Source organism: Serratia sp. Ser99, from assembly GCF_024519545.1.
GTDB classification, from domain to species: domain Bacteria; phylum Pseudomonadota; class Gammaproteobacteria; order Enterobacterales; family Enterobacteriaceae; genus Serratia; species Serratia liquefaciens.
This window is the reverse complement of record NZ_JALJRT010000004.1, coordinates 80,320-101,913: the sequence shown is the minus strand read 5'-3', so window position 1 is coordinate 101,913 and position 21,594 is coordinate 80,320. Positions and strand designations below refer to the sequence as shown.

At 54.7% G+C, this 21,594-nt stretch carries 22 protein-coding genes; 12 read left to right on the top strand and 10 right to left on the bottom strand.

Features of this window, described 5'->3' with window-relative positions; all coding sequences use genetic code 11:
- Positions 1–405: 405 nt before the first annotated feature.
- Both NR114_RS10250 and pabB read right to left on the bottom strand, forming a co-directional pair.
- Entirely contained in the window at positions 406–984 is a 579-nt protein-coding gene (locus NR114_RS10250) for a CoA pyrophosphatase (RefSeq protein ID WP_046373330.1), read from the bottom strand.
- Positions 981–2,354, bottom strand: coding sequence for an aminodeoxychorismate synthase component 1 (gene pabB / locus NR114_RS10245; RefSeq protein WP_116690302.1), 1,374 nt, complete (start codon positions 2,352–2,354; stop codon positions 981–983). The genes NR114_RS10250 and pabB overlap by 4 nt, the downstream gene beginning before the upstream one ends.
- 500 nt (positions 2,355–2,854) lie before the next feature.
- Between pabB and NR114_RS10240 the strand changes: the two genes are divergently transcribed.
- Together NR114_RS10240 and NR114_RS10235 are read left to right on the top strand one after the other, a co-directional pair.
- On the top strand, positions 2,855–3,862 hold the full coding sequence (locus NR114_RS10240) for a glycosyltransferase (protein ID WP_234530057.1): 1,008 nt from the start codon (positions 2,855–2,857) through the stop codon (positions 3,860–3,862).
- A 63-nt stretch (positions 3,863–3,925) separates the two neighbouring features.
- Positions 3,926–4,171 carry a YoaH family protein gene (locus NR114_RS10235; protein ID WP_020827293.1) on the top strand — a complete coding sequence of 82 codons (246 nt, stop codon included), beginning with the start codon at positions 3,926–3,928 and terminating at the stop codon, positions 4,169–4,171.
- A gap of 33 nt (positions 4,172–4,204) precedes the next feature.
- Here NR114_RS10235 and purT read toward each other — a convergent pair whose 3' ends face one another.
- On the bottom strand, positions 4,205–5,383 hold the full coding sequence (gene purT, locus NR114_RS10230) for a formate-dependent phosphoribosylglycinamide formyltransferase (protein ID WP_174574350.1): 1,179 nt from the start codon (positions 5,381–5,383) through the stop codon (positions 4,205–4,207).
- A gap of 241 nt (positions 5,384–5,624) precedes the next feature.
- Here purT and dbpA point away from each other — a divergent pair, with 241 nt between their 5' ends.
- The 4 genes from dbpA to yebF all read left to right on the top strand — a co-directional run bounded on the left by dbpA (position 5,625) and on the right by yebF (position 8,197).
- Complete coding sequence (gene dbpA / locus NR114_RS10225) at positions 5,625–7,007, top strand: ATP-dependent RNA helicase DbpA (protein WP_048760146.1); 1,383 nt, start codon at positions 5,625–5,627, stop codon at positions 7,005–7,007.
- 88 nt (positions 7,008–7,095) lie between these two features.
- Positions 7,096–7,419 (top strand): YebG family protein, encoded by a 324-nt coding sequence (locus tag NR114_RS10220; protein WP_115058644.1) that lies wholly within the window; start codon positions 7,096–7,098, stop codon positions 7,417–7,419.
- Positions 7,420–7,458: 39 nt separating this feature from the next.
- Complete coding sequence (gene yqfB, locus NR114_RS10215) at positions 7,459–7,767, top strand: N(4)-acetylcytidine aminohydrolase (protein WP_020827289.1); 309 nt, start codon at positions 7,459–7,461, stop codon at positions 7,765–7,767.
- 70 nt (positions 7,768–7,837) lie between these two features.
- Positions 7,838–8,197, top strand: a complete 360-nt coding sequence (yebF, locus tag NR114_RS10210; protein ID WP_020827288.1) for a protein YebF — start codon at positions 7,838–7,840, stop codon at positions 8,195–8,197.
- A gap of 83 nt (positions 8,198–8,280) precedes the next feature.
- Here yebF and NR114_RS10205 read toward each other — a convergent pair whose 3' ends face one another.
- From NR114_RS10205 to mdtH, 5 genes are all read right to left on the bottom strand, one after another.
- Positions 8,281–8,844: a lipoprotein gene (locus tag NR114_RS10205; protein WP_020827287.1), complete on the bottom strand. Its 564-nt coding sequence runs from the start codon at positions 8,842–8,844 to the stop codon at positions 8,281–8,283.
- A gap of 154 nt (positions 8,845–8,998) precedes the next feature.
- Positions 8,999–10,639 (bottom strand): AarF/ABC1/UbiB kinase family protein, encoded by a 1,641-nt coding sequence (locus NR114_RS10200; RefSeq protein ID WP_234530059.1) that lies wholly within the window; start codon positions 10,637–10,639, stop codon positions 8,999–9,001.
- 27 nt (positions 10,640–10,666) lie between these two features.
- The gene (gene grxB / locus NR114_RS10195) at positions 10,667–11,314 is read right to left on the bottom strand and encodes a glutaredoxin 2 (protein WP_234530062.1); all 648 of its coding nucleotides are present in this window, start codon (positions 11,312–11,314) and stop codon (positions 10,667–10,669) included.
- A gap of 129 nt (positions 11,315–11,443) precedes the next feature.
- Entirely contained in the window at positions 11,444–11,692 is a 249-nt protein-coding gene (locus NR114_RS10190) for a hypothetical protein (protein ID WP_020827284.1), read from the bottom strand.
- Positions 11,693–11,778: 86 nt separating this feature from the next.
- Positions 11,779–12,984 (bottom strand): multidrug efflux MFS transporter MdtH, encoded by a 1,206-nt coding sequence (gene mdtH / locus NR114_RS10185; RefSeq protein WP_174574348.1) that lies wholly within the window; start codon positions 12,982–12,984, stop codon positions 11,779–11,781.
- A 345-nt stretch (positions 12,985–13,329) separates the two neighbouring features.
- Between mdtH and rimJ the strand changes: the two genes are divergently transcribed.
- The 4 genes from rimJ (at position 13,330) to murJ (ending at position 17,138) form a co-directional block, all read left to right on the top strand.
- Positions 13,330–13,914, top strand: coding sequence for a ribosomal protein S5-alanine N-acetyltransferase (gene rimJ / locus NR114_RS10180; protein WP_020827282.1), 585 nt, complete (start codon positions 13,330–13,332; stop codon positions 13,912–13,914).
- Positions 13,915–13,923: 9 nt separating this feature from the next.
- Positions 13,924–14,568 (top strand): YceH family protein, encoded by a 645-nt coding sequence (locus NR114_RS10175; protein WP_048760134.1) that lies wholly within the window; start codon positions 13,924–13,926, stop codon positions 14,566–14,568.
- The gene (locus NR114_RS10170) at positions 14,561–15,481 is read left to right on the top strand and encodes a Gfo/Idh/MocA family protein (protein WP_116690308.1); all 921 of its coding nucleotides are present in this window, start codon (positions 14,561–14,563) and stop codon (positions 15,479–15,481) included. Before NR114_RS10175 ends, NR114_RS10170 begins: the two co-directional genes overlap by 8 nt.
- A gap of 121 nt (positions 15,482–15,602) precedes the next feature.
- Positions 15,603–17,138 (top strand): murein biosynthesis integral membrane protein MurJ, encoded by a 1,536-nt coding sequence (gene murJ / locus NR114_RS10165; RefSeq protein ID WP_041414637.1) that lies wholly within the window; start codon positions 15,603–15,605, stop codon positions 17,136–17,138.
- A gap of 71 nt (positions 17,139–17,209) precedes the next feature.
- Here murJ and argS read toward each other — a convergent pair whose 3' ends face one another.
- The gene (gene argS, locus NR114_RS10160) at positions 17,210–18,940 is read right to left on the bottom strand and encodes an arginine--tRNA ligase (RefSeq protein ID WP_020827278.1); all 1,731 of its coding nucleotides are present in this window, start codon (positions 18,938–18,940) and stop codon (positions 17,210–17,212) included.
- 125 nt (positions 18,941–19,065) lie between these two features.
- Between argS and NR114_RS10155 the strand changes: the two genes are divergently transcribed.
- Together NR114_RS10155 and NR114_RS10150 are read left to right on the top strand one after the other, a co-directional pair.
- Positions 19,066–19,311 (top strand): hypothetical protein, encoded by a 246-nt coding sequence (locus NR114_RS10155; RefSeq protein WP_165367011.1) that lies wholly within the window; start codon positions 19,066–19,068, stop codon positions 19,309–19,311.
- A 538-nt stretch (positions 19,312–19,849) separates the two neighbouring features.
- Positions 19,850–20,413, top strand: coding sequence for a VOC family protein (locus NR114_RS10150; RefSeq protein WP_115058650.1), 564 nt, complete (start codon positions 19,850–19,852; stop codon positions 20,411–20,413).
- On the opposite strand, the gene NR114_RS10145 is transcribed toward NR114_RS10150, so the two are convergent.
- On the bottom strand, positions 20,410–21,561 hold the full coding sequence (locus tag NR114_RS10145) for a MalY/PatB family protein (RefSeq protein WP_116690310.1): 1,152 nt from the start codon (positions 21,559–21,561) through the stop codon (positions 20,410–20,412). The genes NR114_RS10150 and NR114_RS10145 overlap by 4 nt on opposite strands.
- Positions 21,562–21,594 lie beyond the last annotated feature (33 nt).

Sequence of the window (21,594 nt, the reverse complement as noted above, 5' to 3'; positions counted from 1 at the left end):
TTAAAAACCGTGCAGGGAACAGCGATATTGTAAAAGGGCCGTACGGGTTCGGTTGCCTTTTTCGCATGAAATAAAATAATCCTTGGTGTCAGTCCTGTTTATGATTGCCGCAGGCGCTCGGCCAGTCGTAGAACAGCCGCCACCTAAACTCGGTTAATGGCAATCGCGCCAGCTTCCACTGCTGAACGCGGCCGGCTTAAACCCTGCTGAAATAGTGGTTTATTCCGGACGGCGGTATTTTACAGGTATTTCGTAAGGTTGAAGAGAGGGTTTACAGTTTTTTTAAAACTCTGATAGCCAGAACGGTAGTTGAAAAAGCAAACAAATGAAGTGATGCCGATCGCTTTACCCGTGCCGCTGGTGCAGGTAACCGTTTGGCTTGTGATCGGCGTCACGGAATTGGGGCTAAATGCTGACCTGTTGCGCCAGGCGGCGAATGATAGCCGCGGTCAATCCCCAGACAAATTGACTCTGATACCAGGAGAGATAAATACGGTGCGAATGACCGGCGCGCTGAATATCCAGCGGGTAATAGCGTGAGAGGGTCAGCGCTTCGTGCAAAGGCATTTCGAAAACGTCGGCCACTTCATCTTCATTGGCGCTAAATTGCACGTCGGGTGAGATCAGGCCGACAACCGGAGTGACCTGGAAACCGGTGCTGCTGTCGAGCGGGGCCAGTTGGCCAAGGATAGTCACCGCCTGGGGCGGGATTGCCACTTCCTCCTGGGCTTCACGCAGGGCGGTAATAATCGCTGAGCCGTCTTCGGCATCGGTTTTACCGCCGGGAAATGCCACCTGGCCAGGATGTTTTCGCAAGGAATCGGCACGGCGGGTGAGCAGCAGCGTGGGCTCGGGCCGGCAGATAATGGGTATCAGCACCGCCGCAGGGCGAACGTTATGCGAAATCTGTGACGCCTGCGGCAATTGCAGCTGGAAGCGGCTGATAAACGCCGCCAGCGAAGTCGGATAAGTCGGTTGGCTCACGAAGCGATAAACTCCCCCAGTTGCGGTAGGATGCGGCCGACTTTATCGAAAGTTTCCTGATATTCCGCCTGTTCCTGGCTGTCGGCTACGATGCCGCCACCGGCCGAACAGTAAATGCGGCCGCTTTCGGTGAACAAAGTGCGGATGGTGATGTTGGTGTCCATGGTGCCACAGGCGCTGATATAGCCGATACTGCCGCAGTAGGCGTTACGCCGCTGTGGCTCCAGCTCTTCGATAATTTCCATCGCCCGTACCTTGGGCGCACCGGTAATAGATCCGCCCGGGAAGCAGGCGCGCAACAGCTCAGTTGCTGGCGTGCGTTCGGGCAGGAGGGCGGTAATGGTGCTGACCAGATGATGTACCGCCGGGAAAGGCTCCACCACGAACAGTTCGGGAACTTTGACGCTGCCCGGTTCGGCGACGCGGCCGATATCGTTGCGCAGCAGATCGACAATCATCAGGTTTTCCGCGCGATCTTTGGCGGAATTCGCCAACCGTTGCGCCTGCTGCGCATCTTGCTCGGCATCGGCCAGCCGCGGCAGCGTGCCCTTGATAGGGCGGGTTTGGATCTGCTGGTTCTCCAGCCACAAAAAACGCTCGGGCGAAACGCTCAGTACGGCGTTGTCCGGCAGACGTAAAAAGGCAGAGAAGGGGGCTCGATTGCTGGCGTTCAGTTGCTGAAAGGCTTGCCATTCATCGCCCTGATAATCTGCTGAAAAGCGTTGAGCCAGATTGATTTGGTAGCAATCGCCGCTACGCAAATACTGCTGGATGCGCTGGAATTTTTCACCATATTGCTGCCGTGTCATGTTGGCTTGCCAGCGGCTGGTCAAGGTGAAGTCTTGCTGAGGTTCAGATTGCTGGCTGCATAACCACTGCCAGCGTTGTTCAGTATCGCCATAGCTGAGCAGCGTTAGCGTCTTCTTATGGTGATCGGCAATCAGCGCCCAGTCGTAAATGCCAACCGCCATGTCCGGCAAGGTGATATCCGCCTGTGCCATTTGCGGCAGTTTTTCCACTCTGCGGCCCAGATCGTAACCGAATAGCCCCAGAGCGCCGCCCTGGAATGGCAAGTCGGTATTTGCTGCCGGATGTTGGTTTTGTTGTTCCAACTGCTGTTGCAGCAACTGGAAAGGATCTTCCTGTGATTGATGCTCCTCCATCCCGCGGCAGATTTCTGTGATTTGCCCTCGGGTAGTCAGAGTGACCTTGGGGGCCGCGACCAAAATATCGAAACGATTATGCGAATGTTCGGCAAAGCCGGAGTGTAGCAACATGGCCCAGGGGTGTTGAGCAAGGGGAGCAAACAGCTCCAGCAGGGTGGTGGGGGTATAGGGCAAAGATTTTAGATTGGGTGCGGTTGCGCTCATGGGTCTCAATAAACCTGACTGACGGGGCGGCTGTCTATGATGGCTATTCTGCCATATTCGGCCGATAGGCGCATGTCCTAGCATGTGTGGACAAAGCACACTTCACATAAACAATGAATCAACAAATTTGCAAATGAAGCATTTTTTGCGACTTCAACTATAATCCAATATGTTAAAAACTGCGTTATCAATTAATGACTCGGATATATCTTATCCATTGGAATCGGGTTTTATAAATTAAATCCTAGTAATTAGTTTTATTGCGTTATTACTTTTGATTGAGATCACAAAAATATCAGGCGAACTTATGACATTGCCTGATAATACCGGTTCCCGGACGAGAAATACCCAAAAAGAGCACGTTTCGTATAAAACTATAAACAGTAACAAGACGCATTTATACCCATTTTATCGCCGGGCACTGCGTTCTAATTTAATTGCACCCTGATATTTTTAAAAAATAGAGATATTCATTCGTTACTTTTTGCGAAGAGCTGCCTATGCCCCTAATGCTGAGTGTCATCGTCCCGTTACATAACGTGGGTGAACTGTTTGAGCCGTTTTTGGCCTCGCTGTTAGCCCAACAGGAGCGGCGCATGGAGGTGATCATCGTCAACGACGGATCCACCGATGGCTCTGGTGATATCGCCCACCGCTATGCCCAACGGCATCCTCATATTACCGTGATTGACCAGCTCAATGCGGGCGTATCCTGTGCGCGCAATGCCGGGTTGGCTGTAGCACGCGGAAAATATGTGGCATTTCCCGACGCGGATGATTTACTGGCGCCGGAAATGTATGCAACCCTGATTGAAATGGCTGAAGAAAATCAATTGGATGTCATGCAGTGCAACGGTGAACGTTATTTCACCGACCAAGATGAACTGCAACCGATTATTCCGCAAAACCGCTTGGGCGACACCGGCGTTATTAGCGGAGTGAAATGGTTGGAACGCGCGCTCAAATCGAGAAAATTTATTCATGTGGTCTGGCTGGCGGTATATCGCCTTGATTTTATTAAACAGCATCGGTTGTATTTTGAGCCGGGTTTGCACCACCAGGATATTCCCTGGACCACCGAGGTGATGTTTAATGCGCAGCGGGTGAAATATCTCAGTAAAACGTTGTATCGCCAGCGAGTGCACGATAAATCGATCAGCAACCGTCGCCGGACAGGCCAGGCCAACGTTGAATATCAACGCCATTATATGAAAATAGTGGAGATGCTGGTGGCGTTGAACCAGCGCTATGCACGGAAAATCAGTATCCGTCCTGCTTTTCACTGGCAGATCACCCGTGAAGCCCTGGGAATTTGTCACAGCATTCGCCGCGAGCCCGAACTGGCGGCGCAGTGCCGGATCACCGATGAGTTCTACCAGCACGGTATCGATCGAGCGATGTCCACCAACGCGCGCGGCCTTAAGCAGGGCTGGCACGTCATGCTCTGGTTGCATCGCCTGAAACAGTGGCGACACGGCGATCATTGCTCACAACCGGCCGCTGAATAACAGGCGTTGGGATCCGCCGGTTTAAGGGGTATACTCGCCCTCCATTTTACCGGAGAGAAACACATGCTTGCAGGTATGCCGTCGTTAAGCCATCTAGAGCAGCAGGAAGCTGCGGATCGTATCCATCAGCTGATGGAACAAGGCATGAGCAGTGGTGAAGCCATCGCACGGGTTGCGCAGGAAATCCGTGAAAAACATCAGGGTGACCAGGTTAGCGTGATGTTCGATGACGAAGATGACGATGAAGAGTATCAGGAACGCCCGGACGATCAGGGTGATGATGACTCGGAAGAAGACGAAAACTATTGATGTTGCAGGGGCCGGCAAGCCGGCCCCAAAGCCTTAACCTTCAATGACCACCGCAGCAGCAGCCTGCTTGGCCGACTCTACCGCCAACTCGATATTTTCAGCTGTCGCCAACGCGACGCCCATCCGACGTTGACCTTGAATTTCCGGCTTGCCGAACAAACGCAGCTGATTGTGGCCGGTCAGTGCACGATCCAGCCCGCTGAAACGCAGGTCGCTACTGGTAAGCTGTGGCAGGATCACCGCCGAGGCAGAAGGACCGAACTGACGGATTGCGCCAATCGGCAGACCGAGGAAAGCACGCACGTGCAGTGCAAATTCAGACAGGTCTTGTGAAATCAGGGTCACCATGCCGGTATCGTGTGGGCGCGGTGAAACCTCGCTGAAAATCACTTCGTCGCCACAGACAAACAGCTCGACGCCGAACAGGCCAAATCCACCCAGTGCCTTCACCACGTTTTCCGCAATGGCCTGCGCGCGGCTGAGCGCCAGTTCGCTCATCTGCTGCGGCTGCCAGGACTCACGGTAATCCCCGTCTTCCTGACGGTGTCCGATCGGTGCGCAGAAATGTACGCCATCGACGGCGCTGATGGTCAGCAGAGTGATTTCAAAATCGAACTTCACCAGGCCTTCGACAATCACCCGTCCCCCGCCGGCACGGCCACCCTGTTGGGCGTAATCCCAGGCGGTTTTCAGCTGCTCCGGGCTGCGGATCAGGCTTTGTCCCTTGCCGGAAGAGCTCATGACAGGTTTGATAATGCATGGGTAGCCGATTTGGTCGACGGCCTGACGGAAGGCTTCTTCACCGTCGGCAAAACGGTAGCTGGAGGTCGGCAGGCCGAGCGTTTCTGCCGCCAGGCGACGGATGCCTTCGCGGTTCATGGTCAGGCGCGTCGCTTCTGCGCACGGCACCACACGGTGCCCTTGCTGCTCCAGTTCAACCAGCATGCCGGTGGCGATAGCTTCGATCTCCGGCACGATGTAATCAGGACGTTCCTGTTCAATCACGGCTTTCAGCGCGTTGCCGTCCAGCATGTTAATAACGTGGCTGCGATGGGCGACGTGCATGGCCGGGGCATTGGCGTAACGATCTACGGCAATCACTTCCAGCCCCAAACGCTGGCATTCGATGGCAACTTCTTTTCCCAGCTCGCCGGAGCCGAGCAGCATAACGCGGGTGGCGGAGGGGCGCAGGGCGGTTCCAATAGTTAACATAGTCTCGTACCTGGATCTGTGGAGAGTAACGCGGTCTGATTGTGGGCGAGCAGTATATACGAAAACGTTTGCGTGTGCAGCCGGTGGCACACGCGTTGTCGGTTTCTGAGGTAAAACCCCGGCTGGCGGCTTTTTTTATGTGTGAAATCCGTAATCCTGACTATCTCTGTTATCATCTGCGGTTGATTCGGTGCTGCCGTGGGCGCGCCGCCATTCCATTTGCCATATAAGAGTTATCGCCGTGAGCACAGTTTCTTTTTCTTCCCTGCCGCTGCCAGCCGAACAGTTGGCCAACCTCAACGAACTGGGGTATGCCGAAATGACGCCGGTGCAGGCTGCCGCATTGCCCGCCATCCTGAAAGGGCAGGACGTACGTGCCAAAGCAAAAACCGGCAGCGGTAAAACGGCGGCGTTCGGCATTGGCCTGCTGGACAAAATCAACGTTTCCCAAGTGGCCGCTCAGGCACTGATCCTGTGCCCGACGCGTGAGCTGGCGGACCAGGTGAGCAAAGAATTGCGTCGTCTGGCGCGCTTCACTCAGAACATCAAAATTCTGACCCTGTGCGGGGGCCAACCGATGGGGCCGCAGCTCGATTCGCTGGTGCACGCGCCGCATATCGTGGTGGGCACGCCGGGGCGTATTCAGGAACACCTGCGCAAGAAAACGCTGGTGCTGGATGAACTGAAGGTGCTGGTGCTGGACGAAGCCGACCGCATGCTGGACATGGGCTTTGCCGACGATATCGACGATGTGATCAGCTACACGCCGCCGCAACGTCAGACGCTGCTGTTCTCTGCAACCTATCCGAGCGGGATCGAACGCATCAGCGCTCGCGTGCAGCGCGAGCCGCTGAATGTGGAAGTGGACGACGGTGAAGAGCAAACCACCATCGAACAACGTTTCTACGAAACGACCCGCGATCAACGCCCGGCGGTATTGGTGTCGGCGATTCGTCATTACCAACCTTCTTCTTGCGTGGTGTTCTGCAACACCAAACGCGATTGTCAGAGCGTGTACGAAGCGCTGGAAGCGCGAGGCATTAATGTCCTGGCGCTGCATGGCGATCTGGAACAGCGCGATCGCGATCAGGTGCTGGTGCGTTTTGCCAACCGCAGTTGCCGGGTGCTGGTAGCAACTGACGTTGCTGCGCGCGGTCTGGATATTAAAGAGCTGGAGTTGGTGGTCAACTACGAGCTGGCGTTCGATCCGGAAGTGCACGTGCACCGCATCGGCCGTACCGGTCGTGCCGGTTTGAGCGGCCTGGCGATCAGCCTGTGTACGCCACAGGAAATGACGCGTGCGCATGCGATTGAAGAGTATCTGCAGATCAGAGTTAACTGGGCCCCGGTGTCCGAGTTAAGCGGTGCGGGAAACACCACGCTGGAAGCCGAAATGGTCACCCTGTGCATCGACGGCGGGCGTAAAGCCAAGATCCGTCCTGGCGATATTCTCGGCGCACTGACCGGCGAGGCCGGGTTGACGGCGGCGGAAGTGGGTAAAATCGACATGTTCCCGGTGCATGCCTACGTGGCGATCCGCAAGGCCAGCGCGCGTAAGGCGCTGCAGCAGCTGCAGCAAGGCAAAATCAAGGGTAAGAACTGCAAGGTGCGGTTGTTGAAATAAGTCGCGTCAGGGGGGCGCTTGCATCCCTGCGTATAATCACCTTATACTGGTTATAAATACAGTATTCTAACCTTTGAGGAATGCACACATGGCGGTTGAAGTTAAATATGTGGTGGTGAGAAACGGTGAGGAAAAGATGACTTTCGCGACCAAGAAAGAAGCCGACGCTTACGACAAAATGCTGGATCTGGCCGACAGCCTGGGTGAGTGGCTGCAGCAGGCTCCGCTTGAGCTGGATGACGAACAGCGAGAAGGCCTGAGCTTCTTCCTGGCGGAAAATAAAGATGCGCTGGGGCAGATTTTGCGCGGCGCGACGCCGACTGAAACACCGAAGAAAGCTGCTAAAGTGAAAACGGAAAAACCTGCTGCTACCCCAAAAGAGGGATCTGCGTCAGAAAAGCAGGCAGCATAATGACTTATGTTGCGGTAATGTGATGAAAAAGGATCTAGAATGAGCCGTGAAATAACTTTCTTCACTCGCTTTGAGCAAGACATTTTGGCCGGGCGCAAGACCATTACCATTCGGGACGCCAGTGAGTCTCACTTTCAACCCGGTGAGGTTTTACGCGTTAGCCGCAATGAAGACGGTGTTTTCTTCTGCATGATTGAAGTGCTGTCGGTTACGCCGGTGCGTTTGGATGCGTTAACCGAGCAGCACGCCCAGCAAGAAAACATGTCGCTCAGCGAACTGAAGCAGGTGATCAAGGAAATCTATCCGGGGCTCGATGAGCTGTTCGTCATCACCTTCGCCAAACGCTGATCTTTTGCCAGACCAGTTGTGAGCCAAGGGCAGGCGCCCGCGGGTAGCGTAAATCACAACTGGAGGGAATATGAAAGCAACGGGACTGAGTTTGGCCGTAGCACTGTTGGCCACGGTAGGTTTTACCACCACGGTGCAGGCGCAGGAACAACGCAGCGCAAAGGTGGCACAATGCGCGGGTCTGCAACCTACAGACGTCGCCGCTCAGGTGAAACGCGATTACCTGCAGAACCGCATTACGCGCTGGGAGTCGGATAAAAAGCTGCTGGGTACCGCTACCCCGATAGCCTGGATCAGTCCGGAGGCGATTACCGGCAAGGACGCGGTATGGCAGGTGCCGTTAACGGTACGGGGCACAAAAATGGATAAAACCTACAATGTTACCCTCGACTGCAACGCCGGTAAAATCACCTATAGCGAACCGCAATAATCTCACCGTTTTCCGGCGTATTAACGTCTGAAAAATATCAAGCCCGCGTTAACAGCGGGCTTTTTGTTTTTTTAATGTCAGCGTCAGTCGGTAAATGGAATAACCAGTTCACCCGGCTTCACTTCCAACCCTTTAGCCAGTTTCTTGGCCATGGCTTCTGTTTTACTGTTATCCGGGTTCAGCACATAGGCCGGCTTTTGATCGAAATAGGATTTCAGCGATTGATTCAGATAAGGGGTCAGGGCCTTCATCACCGTCTGCATTTTCTCCGGCTGCACGCTGTAGTCGGTCAACTCCATGTCTTTGAGGAACACCGCGCCTTGCTCGCGGTCATACACCGGCTGCGCCTTCAGCGTCAGCTTCAGGTCCGCGGTCTGCGGGCCCAGAATGGAAGTGATATTCACTTTCGCATCGCCGGAAAGGGTAACCTTGCCCGGTTCGCTACGCCCAATTTGGCTCTTTAGCTGAGTCAGCACGATATTGGCGTCCAACAGCCCTGGCACGCCGATCTGCTTCTGGTAATCGTTGTGCTTTTGCAGGTAATCATTCACTTCCTGCTCGCTGAGCGTGTACTGGGTCAGCTGATTGCAGCCGACCAATGCGCCGGCGAACAGCAGGGCGGCTGCGCCCATCAGGATCTTTTTCATGTGTGCCTCATAGCTACTGCCAACGAAAATGCTGCAGATTATTGATTTGTCATTATAAACGCTCGCTGTCTGCGAAGGAAACCGTTGATGTCAGCGAGCAGGGTGATAGTGCGCGTGAAATGCCTGGCTACCTATCGGATAACGCTGAAACTGTTCAGCGCCGCAGACGCAGTACCAGCAGCAAGACACCACCCAGGCAGGCCAGCGCGCCCAGCGCCGGAAACAGTGGAATACCCCACAACCGCAGGGAAGAGTGCATCAGATAGGGCGCCAGGCCCAACGCGAAGGCGGCGGTGACAATAGCAATGGCCAGGGTGATGGCGGCTCGCTCCAGTGCCTTGCTCAATTGATCAATATTCTTGACGTTGATATCGGCGCTGATTTTCCCGCCTTTAAGACGGCGCATCAGCAGCCGCAAGGTTTGCGGCAGCTCTTCACTGGCGTCCAATGCCTCGCCGCCCAATGCCAGCATGCGCCGACGTACCGCCTCCGGGGTATAACGCTGCAGCATCACCTGTTGCAGCATAGGTTTCAGGGTGGCGATGATATCGAAATGGGGATCCAGCCGATGCAGCACGCCGTCGGCCGTGATTAACGCCTTGAACAGCAACACCAGGTCTGGCGGCAGTGCCAACTGATGCTCACGCACCATCACCAACAAATCGGTCAGCGCCTTGCCCAGTGTGAGAGTGGCAGAGGCCTGTTTATCGAGAAAGTTTTGCGCCGCCAACTCCAGATCCAGCAGATCCAAAGGATCGCTGTCCGACCAGGCGATCAAAGTGTTGACGATGCCGGCGGATTCTCGTTCGGCGGTGGCCTGCAGCAACAGCAGCAATTGATTACGTCGCCGTTCGGAAAGCTGCCCGACCATACCGAAATCGATAAAGCCGACGCGATTATCCGCTAACGCCATTACGTTACCCGGATGCGGATCGGCATGATAAAGACGGTGCTCCAGCACCATTTTCATAAAGGCCTGTGCGCCGCGCTGAGCGAGTAATGGGCCATCTAATCCTGCCGCCGCCAGTTGCTGCGGATTTTCCGGTGCGATACCCGGTAGAAATTCCTGCACCAGCAGGCGCTGAGACGACCATTGCCAGTAAATCTTCGGAATCACCACGTTGGGCTGCTGGGCAAACTGTTGGGCGACCCGTTCGCAGTTGTTACCCTCGTGAGTCAGGTCCAGTTCATGCGTCAGCGCGGTTGCCAGGGCTCTGACCATCTGCCGCGGACGATAACGGGCCAGCGCCGGGCTCTGTTGCTCCACGGTTTCCGCAAGATAGGTCAGCAGGCGCAAGTCGGCTTGAATGGTTTTTGCCAGGCCGGGACGTAACACCTTAATCACCACCGCTTCGCCGCTGTGCAGGCGGGCGCGGTAAATTTGCGCCATCGAGGCAGCGGCCAGCGGGGTTTCGTCAAATTCGGCGAACAGGCTGTGCGGGTCACCCTTCAAGTCTGCCCGGATCTGTGGTGCCAGTTGCTCCCACGAAAGGGTGCTTGCCTGACTGTGCAGACGGTCAAGTTCGTCGGTCCAGCTTGCGTCCAACAGATCTGAACGGGTAGCCAGGATCTGGCCGAACTTAACAAAGGTCGGCCCCAAGGCTTCCAGCGCCGCACGCAGGCGCTGCGGCAATGTTTGACCGTCTTGCCTTTCACTGCTGCCTTCAGCACCGCTTAACAGATTGCTCAGACCCAGCAGACGAATCACATCCTGCAATCCATAACGGATCAGCACGGTGGAGATTTCTTTCAGCCGTGCCCGATCGCGGGCAGTGACCAGCACCATTTTCAACATTTGCGCGCTATATCCTTATCGCGGGGGTTACTGTTCCATATCGAACAGCAGTGGGACGTCACTGCGTTGCGCCATACGGTTGCGATAAGCTTCTACGTTTTCCGGCAGCGTAAGTCCGGCGACGATCGACAGCGAACGCAGCAGGGGGAACAGGTGGATATCATCTTCCGACAGCGTGCCATTCACCGCGTCTGCGGAGACCACCAGGCCGGAAAGTGTTCGCAAGTCGTCCTCCAGTTGGGCAATCAGATCGGCACTGTCAGCAAGGTGCTCGGAAAAATCCCCGATCGAGGCCTGCTTTTTGTCGCTAAAGTACTGGCGTGCACTGTCAGTGGCGAACTCTTCGAAGTCGGCATTGGCAAAGCGCGGCAGCAGTAGATTGATGCTATAACCACTGACCCGTTGCAGCCAGTCGGCGATCGCCGGGTTGGTTTTACCGGTCAGCAGCGGCTTGCCGTCGAGGTTATCAACGTAATGCACGATATCCATGCTTTCAGGAAGATAGCTGCCGTCATCCTTTTGTAAAATCGGCGCCATTTTTTTGCCAATCATGCCGACAGGCGTCGCTTCATCGTCGTTGAGCAGGGTGACCAGGCGGACGGGCAGGTTTTTCAGGCCGAAAATCATGCGGGCTTTAACGCAGAATGGGCAATGATCGTAGATAAACAGTTTCATGCTTGCTCCGGTTGTCAGGTTTCAACAGCAATAGTTATCACAGCATACTGAGGCTGTCGCGAAAAGTTATTGTTGGAAGGTGCGTAATTGGTGTTTGGCCCGTACAGACTGCGCGGGCCAAAGCAGGGATTATTTTTTTGTCGGAACGGAATTAATCACTTCTATCAAATGCATGCGTGCTTCTTCCAAATCGATTTTATCACGCTCGTTGCTGGCGTTGACTATCTGTAGCTGTTTGATGATGTCGCTCTTTAAAGTGGCATTGTCAGCGATGACGTGGGCCAGCGCTTTTTCTACCAATGTTGACCGCGCGTAGATCATGCGCAGGTTCAGTACCATGTGTTCCAACAGCTGCGGTAATTTGTCTTCTTCACTCATCGCCAACTTCTCCCGTTTATGTTTTTACTATCAGGATAGCAGCTGTGGGTAATTCGGCTGATTTTCTGGCAACTTAGAGAAAAATCTCAGCCGCCGGGCAGCGCTTCCGATGCGATGCTGCGTGGATTGAACTGCCAATAAAGGGCGAATAGGGTTATCAGTCCCACGATGCCAAGCAGTATCCAGGGCAGTTCCGGCATGCCAACCGCATGGCCGGTGTCGTACATCCAACCGCCGCCGGTATAACCCACAGCGCCGCCCAGCGCCAGACCAAGCCGGCTGAATCCCATATAACTGCCGCGTGCGCGCGGATCCGCTAGCGAAGCACTGAGGGTTTCACGCGCTGGTTCGGCGATGATGGAGCCGAGATAGAAACAGCAAATCAGGGTAAATACGCCCTGAAGACTGGTAGCCAGCCCGACCGGGATCAGGCTGAGGGTCATCAGCAACAGCCCGGCCATCAGCCGCTGCTCCAGACGGAAACGTTTTTCGCTCCAGCGCGCCAGCGGGTAGAGCAGTGACAGCGACAGTGCGGCCTCAATGGCATACATCCATTTCACCGCCGTCGGTGAACCAGCGATTTCATTGACGACGATCGGCAGCATCAACATCACCTGTACCGACAGCATGTAGTAACCGGTCAGGGTCAGTACATAGGTCAGGAAGCGGCGATCGCGCAGGACACGCATCATGCCTTCCTTCATGGGGGCGCGAACGGTAGAAATTCGGTATGCCGGCAGCAACCAGGCATTCCAGCCCGCCGCTAGCACAAAAATGCTCGCACCGACCCAGCAGACAAAGTGAAAATCATACTGCAGTAACCAACTGCCGATCAGGGCGCCGATGACCGCACCGGCGCTGTCTTGCATCATCAACAAGGAGTAAAAACGACCGCGTTCATGCGGGCGGGTAAGCTTAATCACCAATGCGGTACGCGGCGGATCAAACAGCGTGCCGCCGAGGGCGGACAGGGCACAGGAGAACCACAGTATCCAGGGTTGGTCGGCCATCGCCATGGTGGCGAAGCCTGCCGCGCGCATCAGCATGCCGGTGACAATCATCGGTTTGGCGCCGAATCGGTCGGCTATCGCGCCCCCAAAGATCCCCAGGCCTTGCTGGATCAACTGGCGTAAACCCAGCGCTGCGCCGACCACCACCGCCGCCCAGCCAAGCTGATCGACAAAGCGAATCGAAATAAGCGGGAAGACCACAAAAAAGCCTAAAACCACCAACAAATTATCGAGTAATAGAAAATATTTACCCAAGCTCCGCGCTTGCGATACCAGAGACATGCTTCACCACGAGCAATTAAGAGGGAGAGGAGTGCAACCGCTCTAGTGTGTACCCAATCCCGTATTGCCGATAGGGGCGGGATAGATAATATTTTTTTATCGTCAATACGTTACCTGCGCGGCAAAACGGCACGAAAATAGTCGTAAAATGACTAATCGCTTATTTACTGAGCTACCGGGATTTTACCTCTGGGGCAGGCTGCGGTTATATTAAATGAGGGTAAGTGCGGTTCTGCGCCGATGGTTGAGAAATAATGGCTCAGAATAGGTTCGTCGCCGGATTATTGTCCAAACGTGCGCCCAATAAATACTTCTTATCGAACCGTTCTGACCGCGGGGGAAATGATGTTTGGCTACCGCTCTGCATCACCAAAAGTACGCCTCACCACCGACCGACTGGTTGTCCGTTTAGTTCATGAACGCGATGCCTACCGGCTGGCGGAATACTATGCCGAAAACCGAAGCTTCCTTAAACCCTGGGAACCGGTTCGGGATGAAAGCCACTGTTATCCTTCCGGCTGGCAAGCGCGGCTGGGGATGATCACTGAAATGCAAAAACAGGGCAGCGCCTACTATTTTATCCTGCTCGATCCGGAAGAAAATGAAGTGCGCGGCGTGGCCAACTTCAGCAACGTGCTGCGCGGCTCATTCCATGCCTGTTTCCTCGGGTATTCGCTGGCCGAGAAATGGCAGGGCCAGGGGCTGATGTTTGAAGCGTTGCAGTCCTCCATCCGCTATATGCTGCGCCAGCAGCGTATGCACCGCATCATGGCTAACTATATGCCGCACAATCAGCGCAGTGGCGCACTGCTGACCCGCCTGGGATTCGAACGTGAGGGTTATGCCAAGGATTATCTGCTGATCGACGGGCAGTGGCAGGATCACGTACTGACAGCTTTAACCAATAAAGAATGGCTACCGCCACGCTGAGGCAAAATAATGAAATATGAATTAAGCGCTAAAGAAGCCAGGGTGATTGGCTGCATGCTGGAAAAGCAGGTAACCACCCCGGACCAGTATCCCCTTTCTCTCAATGCCATCACCCTGGCCTGCAATCAGAAAACCAACCGCGAACCGGTGATGGATCTTGCTGAAAACGAAGTTCAGCAGGTGCTGGATCTGCTGTTAAAGAAACACTTTTTGCGCACCCTGAGCGGTTTCGGCAATCGGGTGGTCAAATATGAACAGCGTTTTTGCAATTCAGAGTTTGGTCAGCTCAAGCTGAGCGCCGCTGAATTGGCGGTGATCGCCACTTTACTGCTGCGTGGCGCACAAACTCCTGGGGAATTGCGTACCCGAACCAACCGCATGCATGAATTTAATGATGTTACCGAAGTGGAGCAGGTGCTGGCACAGCTGAGTGCGCGTGAGGATGGCCCCTTTGTGGTGCGGCTGGCGCGGGAGCCGGGCAAACGTGAAAGCCGGTTTATGCATTTGTTCAGCGGCCAGATTGACGAGGCACCTGCGGAAGCATCAACGGCCAATGACAGCGATTTACACGAGCGAGTGAGTACGCTGGAAAACGAAGTGGCGCAGCTTAAACAGCAAGTGCAGGCGTTATTGGAGCGGGGATCGCATGAGTAAATTACGCGTTGGCGTGGTGGGGTTGGGCGGTATTGCTCAAAAGGCTTATCTGCCAATCCTCAGCCAGGCGGCAGACTGGACGTTAGTCGGCGGTTTCTCCCCGAATCAGCAAAAGGCACAGCCCATTTGCGACAGCTATCGCATGGCCTGTTTTTCGGGGCTCGACAGCCTGGCGCAGCAGTGTGATGCGGTGTTCGTTCACAGCAGCACCGCCAGCCATTTTCAGGTGATTGGCGAGCTGCTGCGATATGGCGTTCACGTTTATGTCGACAAACCGCTGGCGGAGACCGTGGAACAGGGCGAACAGCTACTGGCCCTGGCTGAAAAACAGGGCAAGGCGCTGATGGTTGGCTTTAACCGTCGCTTTGCACCGCTGTACCGTCAGTTGAAGCAGGATATGAACCAACCGGCGTCGATTCGCATGGATAAACATCGTGCCGACAGCGTCGGACCCAACGATGCGCGCTTTACCCTGCTGGACGATTACCTGCACGTGGTGGACACCGCACTGTGGTTGGGCGGCGACGCTGGGCAACGGCTTAGCGGTAATCTGCGCATTAACGATGCCGGTGAGTTGGTTTATGCCGAACACCATTTTGAATGCGGAGAAACGCTGGTGACCACCAGTATGCATCGTCGGGCCGGCAGCCAGCGCGAAAGCGTACAGGCGGTAACGGACGGCGCAATCTATCAAGTAAACGATATGCGTCAGTGGCTGCGGGAAGATTCACAAGGCGTGCTGGAACAGCCGGCACCCGGCTGGCAAACCACGCTGGCGCAGCGCGGTTTTGACGGCGCGATCCGTCATTTCCTGGCCTCCGTCAGTAACCAAACGCTGCCGGAAACTGCCGGAGAGCAGGCGATCGCTGCCCAGCGGGTGATTGAACGCCTGTTGCGAGACGCCAATTTGTAACATAACTCCATGTAACATATGAGAGTAGCTATTCTGCGACGTACGGGTAAACTTAGCCGATAGTTTTACTGACGCCTGCTGATGCAGGCGTCGACATTTACAGGGCACATCAAAAAACCACATGAACCTACTAAAATCACTGGCAGCCGTCAGCTCTATGACGATGTTTTCACGGGTGCTGGGCTTTGCCCGTGACGCCATCGTGGCGCGGGTATTTGGTGCCGGTATGGCAACGGACGCCTTCTTCGTGGCGTTCAAACTGCCTAACCTGCTGCGGCGCATTTTCGCCGAGGGGGCCTTTTCGCAAGCCTTTGTCCCGATCCTGGCCGAATACAAAAGCCAGCAGGGAGAAGAAGCAACGCGTACCTTTATCGCTTACGTTTCCGGACTGCTGACGCTGGTGTTGGCCGTGGTGACGGTGTTGGGGATGCTGGCCGCCCCATGGGTGATTTACATTACCGCGCCGGGCTTTGTCGATTCGCCGGACAAATTCGCATTGACCTCGTCGCTGCTGCGGGTGACCTTTCCGTATATTCTGCTGATCTCGCTGGCGTCATTGGTGGGGTCAATCCTTAATACCTGGAACCGTTTTTCGATCCCGGCGTTTGCGCCGACGTTGCTTAACGTCAGCATGATTGGGTTCGCGCTGTTTGCCGCACCTTACTTCAATCCACCGGTGATGGCGCTGGCCTGGGCGGTCGTCGTGGGCGGCGTGCTGCAATTGGGCTACCAGCTCCCGCATCTGAAGAAGATCGGCATGCTGGTGCTGCCGCGCCTCAAGCTTGGCGACGCGGGCGTATGGCGAGTGATGCGTCAGATGGGGCCAGCCATTTTCGGCGTCTCGGTCAGCCAGATCTCACTGATCATCAATACCATTTTCGCCTCCTTCCTGGTCTCCGGTTCGGTGTCCTGGATGTACTATGCCGACCGCCTGATGGAGTTTCCCTCCGGCGTGCTGGGCGTGGCGCTGGGAACCATCCTGCTGCCGTCGCTGGCGAAAAGTTTTTCCAGCGGCAACCACGATGAATATTCGCGTTTGATGGATTGGGGGCTGCGCCTGTGCTTCCTGCTGGCGCTGCCGAGCGCCATAGCTCTGGGCATTCTGGCCAAGCCGCTGACCGTCTCTTTGTTCCAGTACGGCAAGTTCAACGCCTTCGATGCCGCCATGACCCAGCGTGCGCTGGTGGCCTATTCGGTGGGACTGATGGGATTGATCGTCGTGAAGGTGTTGGCGCCAGGGTTCTATTCGCGTCAGGACATTAAAACGCCGGTTAAGATTGCCATTATCACGTTGATCTTAACCCAGGTGATGAACCTGATGTTTATCGGTCCGTTAAAGCATGCGGGGCTTTCGCTGTCGATTGGTCTGGGAGCCTGTATTAACGCTTCGCTGCTGTATTGGCAGTTGCGCAAGCAGAAGATTTTCCACCCGCAACCGGGTTGGGCTCTGTTTCTGACTAAACTGGTGATTGCGGTGATCGTGATGTCGGTAGTATTGGTCGGGGTGATGTGGCTGATGCCTGCCTGGGATCAGGGCAATATGCTGGCACGCCTGCTGCGTCTGGCAGTGGTAGTGGTAGCAGGTATTGTGGCTTACTTCGGCGTATTGGCAGGCTTGGGTTTCCGTCCCCGCGATTTTGCTCGGCGAGTGGCGTAACTGGGCTTTCCCACTTTCAGAACATAAAAAGGGTCGCCTCGGCGACCCTTTCTCGTCTTCAGCGTGATGACTTACATACGTTCGACGGTTTCGATACCCAGCGTATCCAGACCGATTTTCAGCGTTTTGGCAGTTAACAGTGCCAGCTTCAGGCGGCTCTGGCGCGCTTCTTCGCTGTCTGCATTCAGGATCTGGCAGTGTTCGTAGAAGCCGGAGAACAGGCCCGCAAGATCGTACAGGTAGCTACACATCACGTGCGGGGTACCTTCGCGCGCCACGGTGGTGATCACTTCTTCAAACTGTAGCAGGCGGGTCGCCAGCGCAATTTCGCGCTCTTCGGTCATCACCAGCGGCAGGGTCAGATTACTTTCGTCGACACCGGCACGTTTGAATACGGAAGCCACACGGGTGTAAGCATACTGCATGTAAGGTGCGGTATTGCCTTCAAACGCCAGCATGTTGTCCCAGTCGAAGATATAGTCGGTGGTACGGCTTTTCGACAGGTCGGCGTATTTAACCGCCCCAATACCCACGGCATTGGCCAGGCTTTGCATCTCTTCCGCTGGCATGTCCGGGTTTTTCTCGGCGATCAGTTTACCTGCGCGATCGACCGCTTCATCCAGCAGATCGGACAGTTTCACCGTGCCGCCTGAACGGGTTTTGAACGGCTTGCCGTCTTTACCCAGCATCATGCCGAACATGTGGTGTTCCAGCGAGAGGGAGTCTGGGATATAACCGGCTTTACGCACGATGGTCCAGGCCTGCATCAAATGTTGATGCTGGCGTGAGTCGATGTAGTAGAGCACGCGGTCGGCGCCCAGCGTTTCATAGCGGTATTTCGCACAGGCGATGTCGGTGGTGGTGTACAGGTAGCCGCCATCTTTCTTCTGGATGATGACACCCATAGGCTCGCCGTCTTTATTCTTGTATTCGTCGAGGAATACCACGGTGGCGCCTTCGCTTTCTACCGCCAGCCCCTTGGCCTTAAGATCGGCCACGATGCCCGGCAGCATCGCGTTGTACAGGCTCTCACCCATAACATCGTCTTCGGTAAGGGTGACGTTCAGGCGGTTATAGGTCAGCTGATTCTGCGCCATGGTGATATCGACCAGTTTGCGCCACATTTTCAGGCAGTATTGATCGCCGCCTTGCAGTTTTACCACGTAGGCACGGGCGCGTTCGGCGAACTCGGCGTCTTCATCATAGTGTTTCTTTGCTTCACGATAGAACTGCTCCAGATCGGACAGGCCCATATCGCTGGCGTTTTCGTTCTGCATTTTTTCCAGATAGGCAATCAGCATGCCGAACTGGGTACCCCAGTCACCCACGTGGTTGGCGCGGATCACTTTATGCCCCAGGAATTCCTGAGTGCGTGCCGCAGCGTCACCGATAATGGTGGAGCGCAGGTGACCGACGTGCATTTCTTTCGCCACGTTGGGCGCTGAGTAGTCAATCACGATGGTTTGCGGTTTGACGGGCGCAATACCCAGTTTTGGCGCGCCAAGCACCAAATCAGTTTGCTGCGCGACCCAGTCGCTGTTCAGGAAGATATTGATAAAGCCGGGACCGGCGATTTCCACTTTGCTGGCAACGTCGCCGAGATCAAGCAGTTGCACCACTTTTTCTGCCAATTGGCGCGGCGGCATGCCGAGTTTCTTGGCGACGGACATCACACCATTAGCCTGATAGTCGCCGAACTGCGCTTTGGCGGACTGACGGACCTGCGCTTCGCAATCGGCTGGCGCGCCTGCGGCAATCAGCGCCTGGCTGACTTTATCTGAAAGAAGAACCTGAATATTCACCGGGTTACCTTAATGACGAACGAGGGGCCGTATGCCATGCCCCTGTGGGATTCAAAGGTGGTTTTACTGGCCACGCGTCAACACGCCGACCCACCACAAAACAGCCTGCAATTGTAACCGATCTGATGAGTGACGTCAGCAGTTGGCGCGGGGGAAGGCGAAAGTCGCAGTTTGATTATGCCTGGCGCCGCAAAGCGCCAATGTTGCGGAAGGCAAAGCTGAAGGGAAAAACGAGAAAAAGACGATGTCTGTGGGAAAATAAAATAGCAGGGTTAGTGTTTTTTGTTTCGGCGGCCAGCGTCCAACGTATTATTGCGGCGCGATTTAAAGTGGCGAAAGATCGCGTAAACGGCAATAACGACCAGCAATAGGGAGATTATTAAAAGAAACATGATTGATTATCTCTGGCTCAATTTTCACTAAAGTAGCTCAATTGATATTTTCAAGCAATTGTCGATGCCTCGTTTAGGAGGATTCTCATGCTTTTATTATAATAATTTTAATAATAACAGTGCATTGTGTTTTTGATGTTCATTCCATTAAGTTTTTCATTGGTTTTTACTACGTGAGGATTAACTATTTATTAAGCATTTTTTAACGCCAATTTTGATGTGTTTTTGGGCTTAATAAGTTAGTAGTACTCTCATGGTTCAGTTCATAAGAAAAAACTATAAACTAATTCCATAGCCATTATCTGAAATTAAAATTCAGGAAATGCTAACCCGTGCAGTAATAAGAACAGGGTAAGTTATTTTTTGTGCGTTTTCACGTCTTCTAAAGCGAAAAGTTAATCAGCGATGGCATCTTCTGCTAAAAAAACGCAGTTTGCTGGACTGGCCCTGTGGCTAGCGGCATCTCAGGCGTGTAAATTACCCCCCTGAAAACCGCTTTTGTTGTTTCGAGGACCCTATGACTAGCTTCCCGGCTATTGCCGAACTTCACGATTTAGCGCTGGATCTGCCGCGCTTTGAGCAGGCGCTGAGCCAGTTTGCTGAAAAACTGCATCTGGATCTGTCCCAATTCACTGCAGACCACGTTTCGCTGCGCTGCCATCAAAACACTACCGCTGAACGCTGGCGACTGGGGTTAGAGCAGTGTGGTTCGCTGCTGTCGGAGGCGATGATCAATGGCCGTCCTATTTGCCTGTTTGACCTTCAGCAGCCACTTAAGGTGGGGCCTTGGTTAATTGATTGTGTCGAACTGCCTTACCCCGGCGAAAAGCGCTATCCGCACGAAGGTTGGGAACACGTAGAGCTGGTGCTTAGCGGCGAACCGGCCACGCTTTATGCGCGTGCGTTGGCCCACTTGCCGGATGAAGCGCTGCTGGCTCCGGGCATCAAACTGAAACAAAGCTCACCAAAGGGAGAAGGCGAACGTTTACCGAACCCAACGCTGGCGATCACCGACGGCACCGTGACGATCAAATTCCATCCTTATTCCATCAGGGACATTGTCGCCAGCGAACAGGGTTAATTGGGCTGCAGCGAGCGGGTGGCCAGCAGCATGCGGTCTAGCGCCTGGCTGAGCAGTTCGCGCCGACAACCAAAATTCAACCGGACAAAGCGCCGGTTGCCAAAATCCAGACCCGGGCTTAATCCTACGCCGGCCTGTTCAAAGAAGGCGTGCGGGTTATCGACCGGCAGCTGGCTGCAGTCTATCCAGGCCAGATAGGTGGCTTCGATGGGCTGCAGTGCCAGCCCTGGCATGGCATTAATACGCTCGATCACCCAATCACGGTTTGCGCGTAGATAAACCAACAGTTCGTCCAGCCACGCTTGCCCATGCTGGTAAGCAGCCTGCGCAGCAACCAATGCGAGCACATCCACCTCCGGCACAATACCGCTGCGCGCACGGACCAGCTTCTTGCGCAGCTCCGGGTTGGGAATAATTGCCATTGAGGCACCAAGACCGGCGATATTGAAGGTTTTCGACGGCGACATCAGCGTGACGCTGCGCTGGGCGGCATCATCATTCAACGTGGCGAAGGGGATGTGTTCACACCCCGGTTCAAGCAACAGATCGCAATGAATTTCATCTGAACAAACAACCAGATTATGTTTTTTGGCAAACTCATGCTGTTGCAACAGCTCATGTCTGCGGTAGACGGTGCCGCCGGGATTTTGCGGGTTGCACAGCATCAATAATCTCTCTGCACCGCTGAGCTGTGCTTCGACAGCGCTGAAATCCAATAGCCAGCGCCGGTCCTGCAGCGTCAACGGCACCGGTAGCTGTGTGCGGCCGGCAAATTTCGCTGCTTTACGAAACGGCGGGTAGATTAGCGAGGGGGCCAGAGTGCCTTCTCCCTCGGTGGTAAAAGCCCGCACGCATAAATTCAGGCCGCAAACCAGGCCAGGCAGGAAAACCAGCCATTCAGGATTGATATGCCAGCCGTAGCGCTCTAGCATACGGCGGGTAAAAACCTCAATCAGCTCAGGGGAGGGATGACCGTAGCCGAATACGGCATGAGCGACGCGCTGCTGCAAGGCATCAATAATTGCCGGCGGTGACGGGAAGTCGGTATCGGCAACCCAGAGCGGAATAACGTCGCGGCCGCGATATTTATCCCACTTAACGCTGTCACTGTGACTGCGGTCTACCCATAGATCAAAATTGAATGCCATAGTTACTACCCTGAGCTGGCTTATGCTTACTAT

Coding starts and splice junctions, on each gene's coding strand:
- pabB (WP_116690302.1), bottom strand. CDS start 2,354: ATGAGCGCAACCGCACCCAATCTAAAATCTTTGCCCTATACCCCCACC.
- NR114_RS10205 (WP_020827287.1), bottom strand. CDS start 8,844: ATGAAAAAGATCCTGATGGGCGCAGCCGCCCTGCTGTTCGCCGGCGCA.
- yebF (WP_020827288.1), top strand. CDS start 7,838: ATGAAAGCAACGGGACTGAGTTTGGCCGTAGCACTGTTGGCCACGGTA.
- NR114_RS10220 (WP_115058644.1), top strand. CDS start 7,096: ATGGCGGTTGAAGTTAAATATGTGGTGGTGAGAAACGGTGAGGAAAAG.
- NR114_RS10155 (WP_165367011.1), top strand. CDS start 19,066: ATGAGTGACGTCAGCAGTTGGCGCGGGGGAAGGCGAAAGTCGCAGTTT.
- NR114_RS10170 (WP_116690308.1), top strand. CDS start 14,561: ATGAGTAAATTACGCGTTGGCGTGGTGGGGTTGGGCGGTATTGCTCAA.
- mdtH (WP_174574348.1), bottom strand. CDS start 12,984: ATGTCTCTGGTATCGCAAGCGCGGAGCTTGGGTAAATATTTTCTATTA.
- yqfB (WP_020827289.1), top strand. CDS start 7,459: ATGAGCCGTGAAATAACTTTCTTCACTCGCTTTGAGCAAGACATTTTG.
- NR114_RS10150 (WP_115058650.1), top strand. CDS start 19,850: ATGACTAGCTTCCCGGCTATTGCCGAACTTCACGATTTAGCGCTGGAT.
- NR114_RS10175 (WP_048760134.1), top strand. CDS start 13,924: ATGAAATATGAATTAAGCGCTAAAGAAGCCAGGGTGATTGGCTGCATG.
- murJ (WP_041414637.1), top strand. CDS start 15,603: ATGAACCTACTAAAATCACTGGCAGCCGTCAGCTCTATGACGATGTTT.
- NR114_RS10235 (WP_020827293.1), top strand. CDS start 3,926: ATGCTTGCAGGTATGCCGTCGTTAAGCCATCTAGAGCAGCAGGAAGCT.
- NR114_RS10200 (WP_234530059.1), bottom strand. CDS start 10,639: ATGTTGAAAATGGTGCTGGTCACTGCCCGCGATCGGGCACGGCTGAAA.
- purT (WP_174574350.1), bottom strand. CDS start 5,383: ATGTTAACTATTGGAACCGCCCTGCGCCCCTCCGCCACCCGCGTTATG.
- NR114_RS10145 (WP_116690310.1), bottom strand. CDS start 21,561: ATGGCATTCAATTTTGATCTATGGGTAGACCGCAGTCACAGTGACAGC.
- grxB (WP_234530062.1), bottom strand. CDS start 11,314: ATGAAACTGTTTATCTACGATCATTGCCCATTCTGCGTTAAAGCCCGC.
- rimJ (WP_020827282.1), top strand. CDS start 13,330: ATGTTTGGCTACCGCTCTGCATCACCAAAAGTACGCCTCACCACCGAC.
- NR114_RS10240 (WP_234530057.1), top strand. CDS start 2,855: ATGCCCCTAATGCTGAGTGTCATCGTCCCGTTACATAACGTGGGTGAA.
- NR114_RS10190 (WP_020827284.1), bottom strand. CDS start 11,692: ATGAGTGAAGAAGACAAATTACCGCAGCTGTTGGAACACATGGTACTG.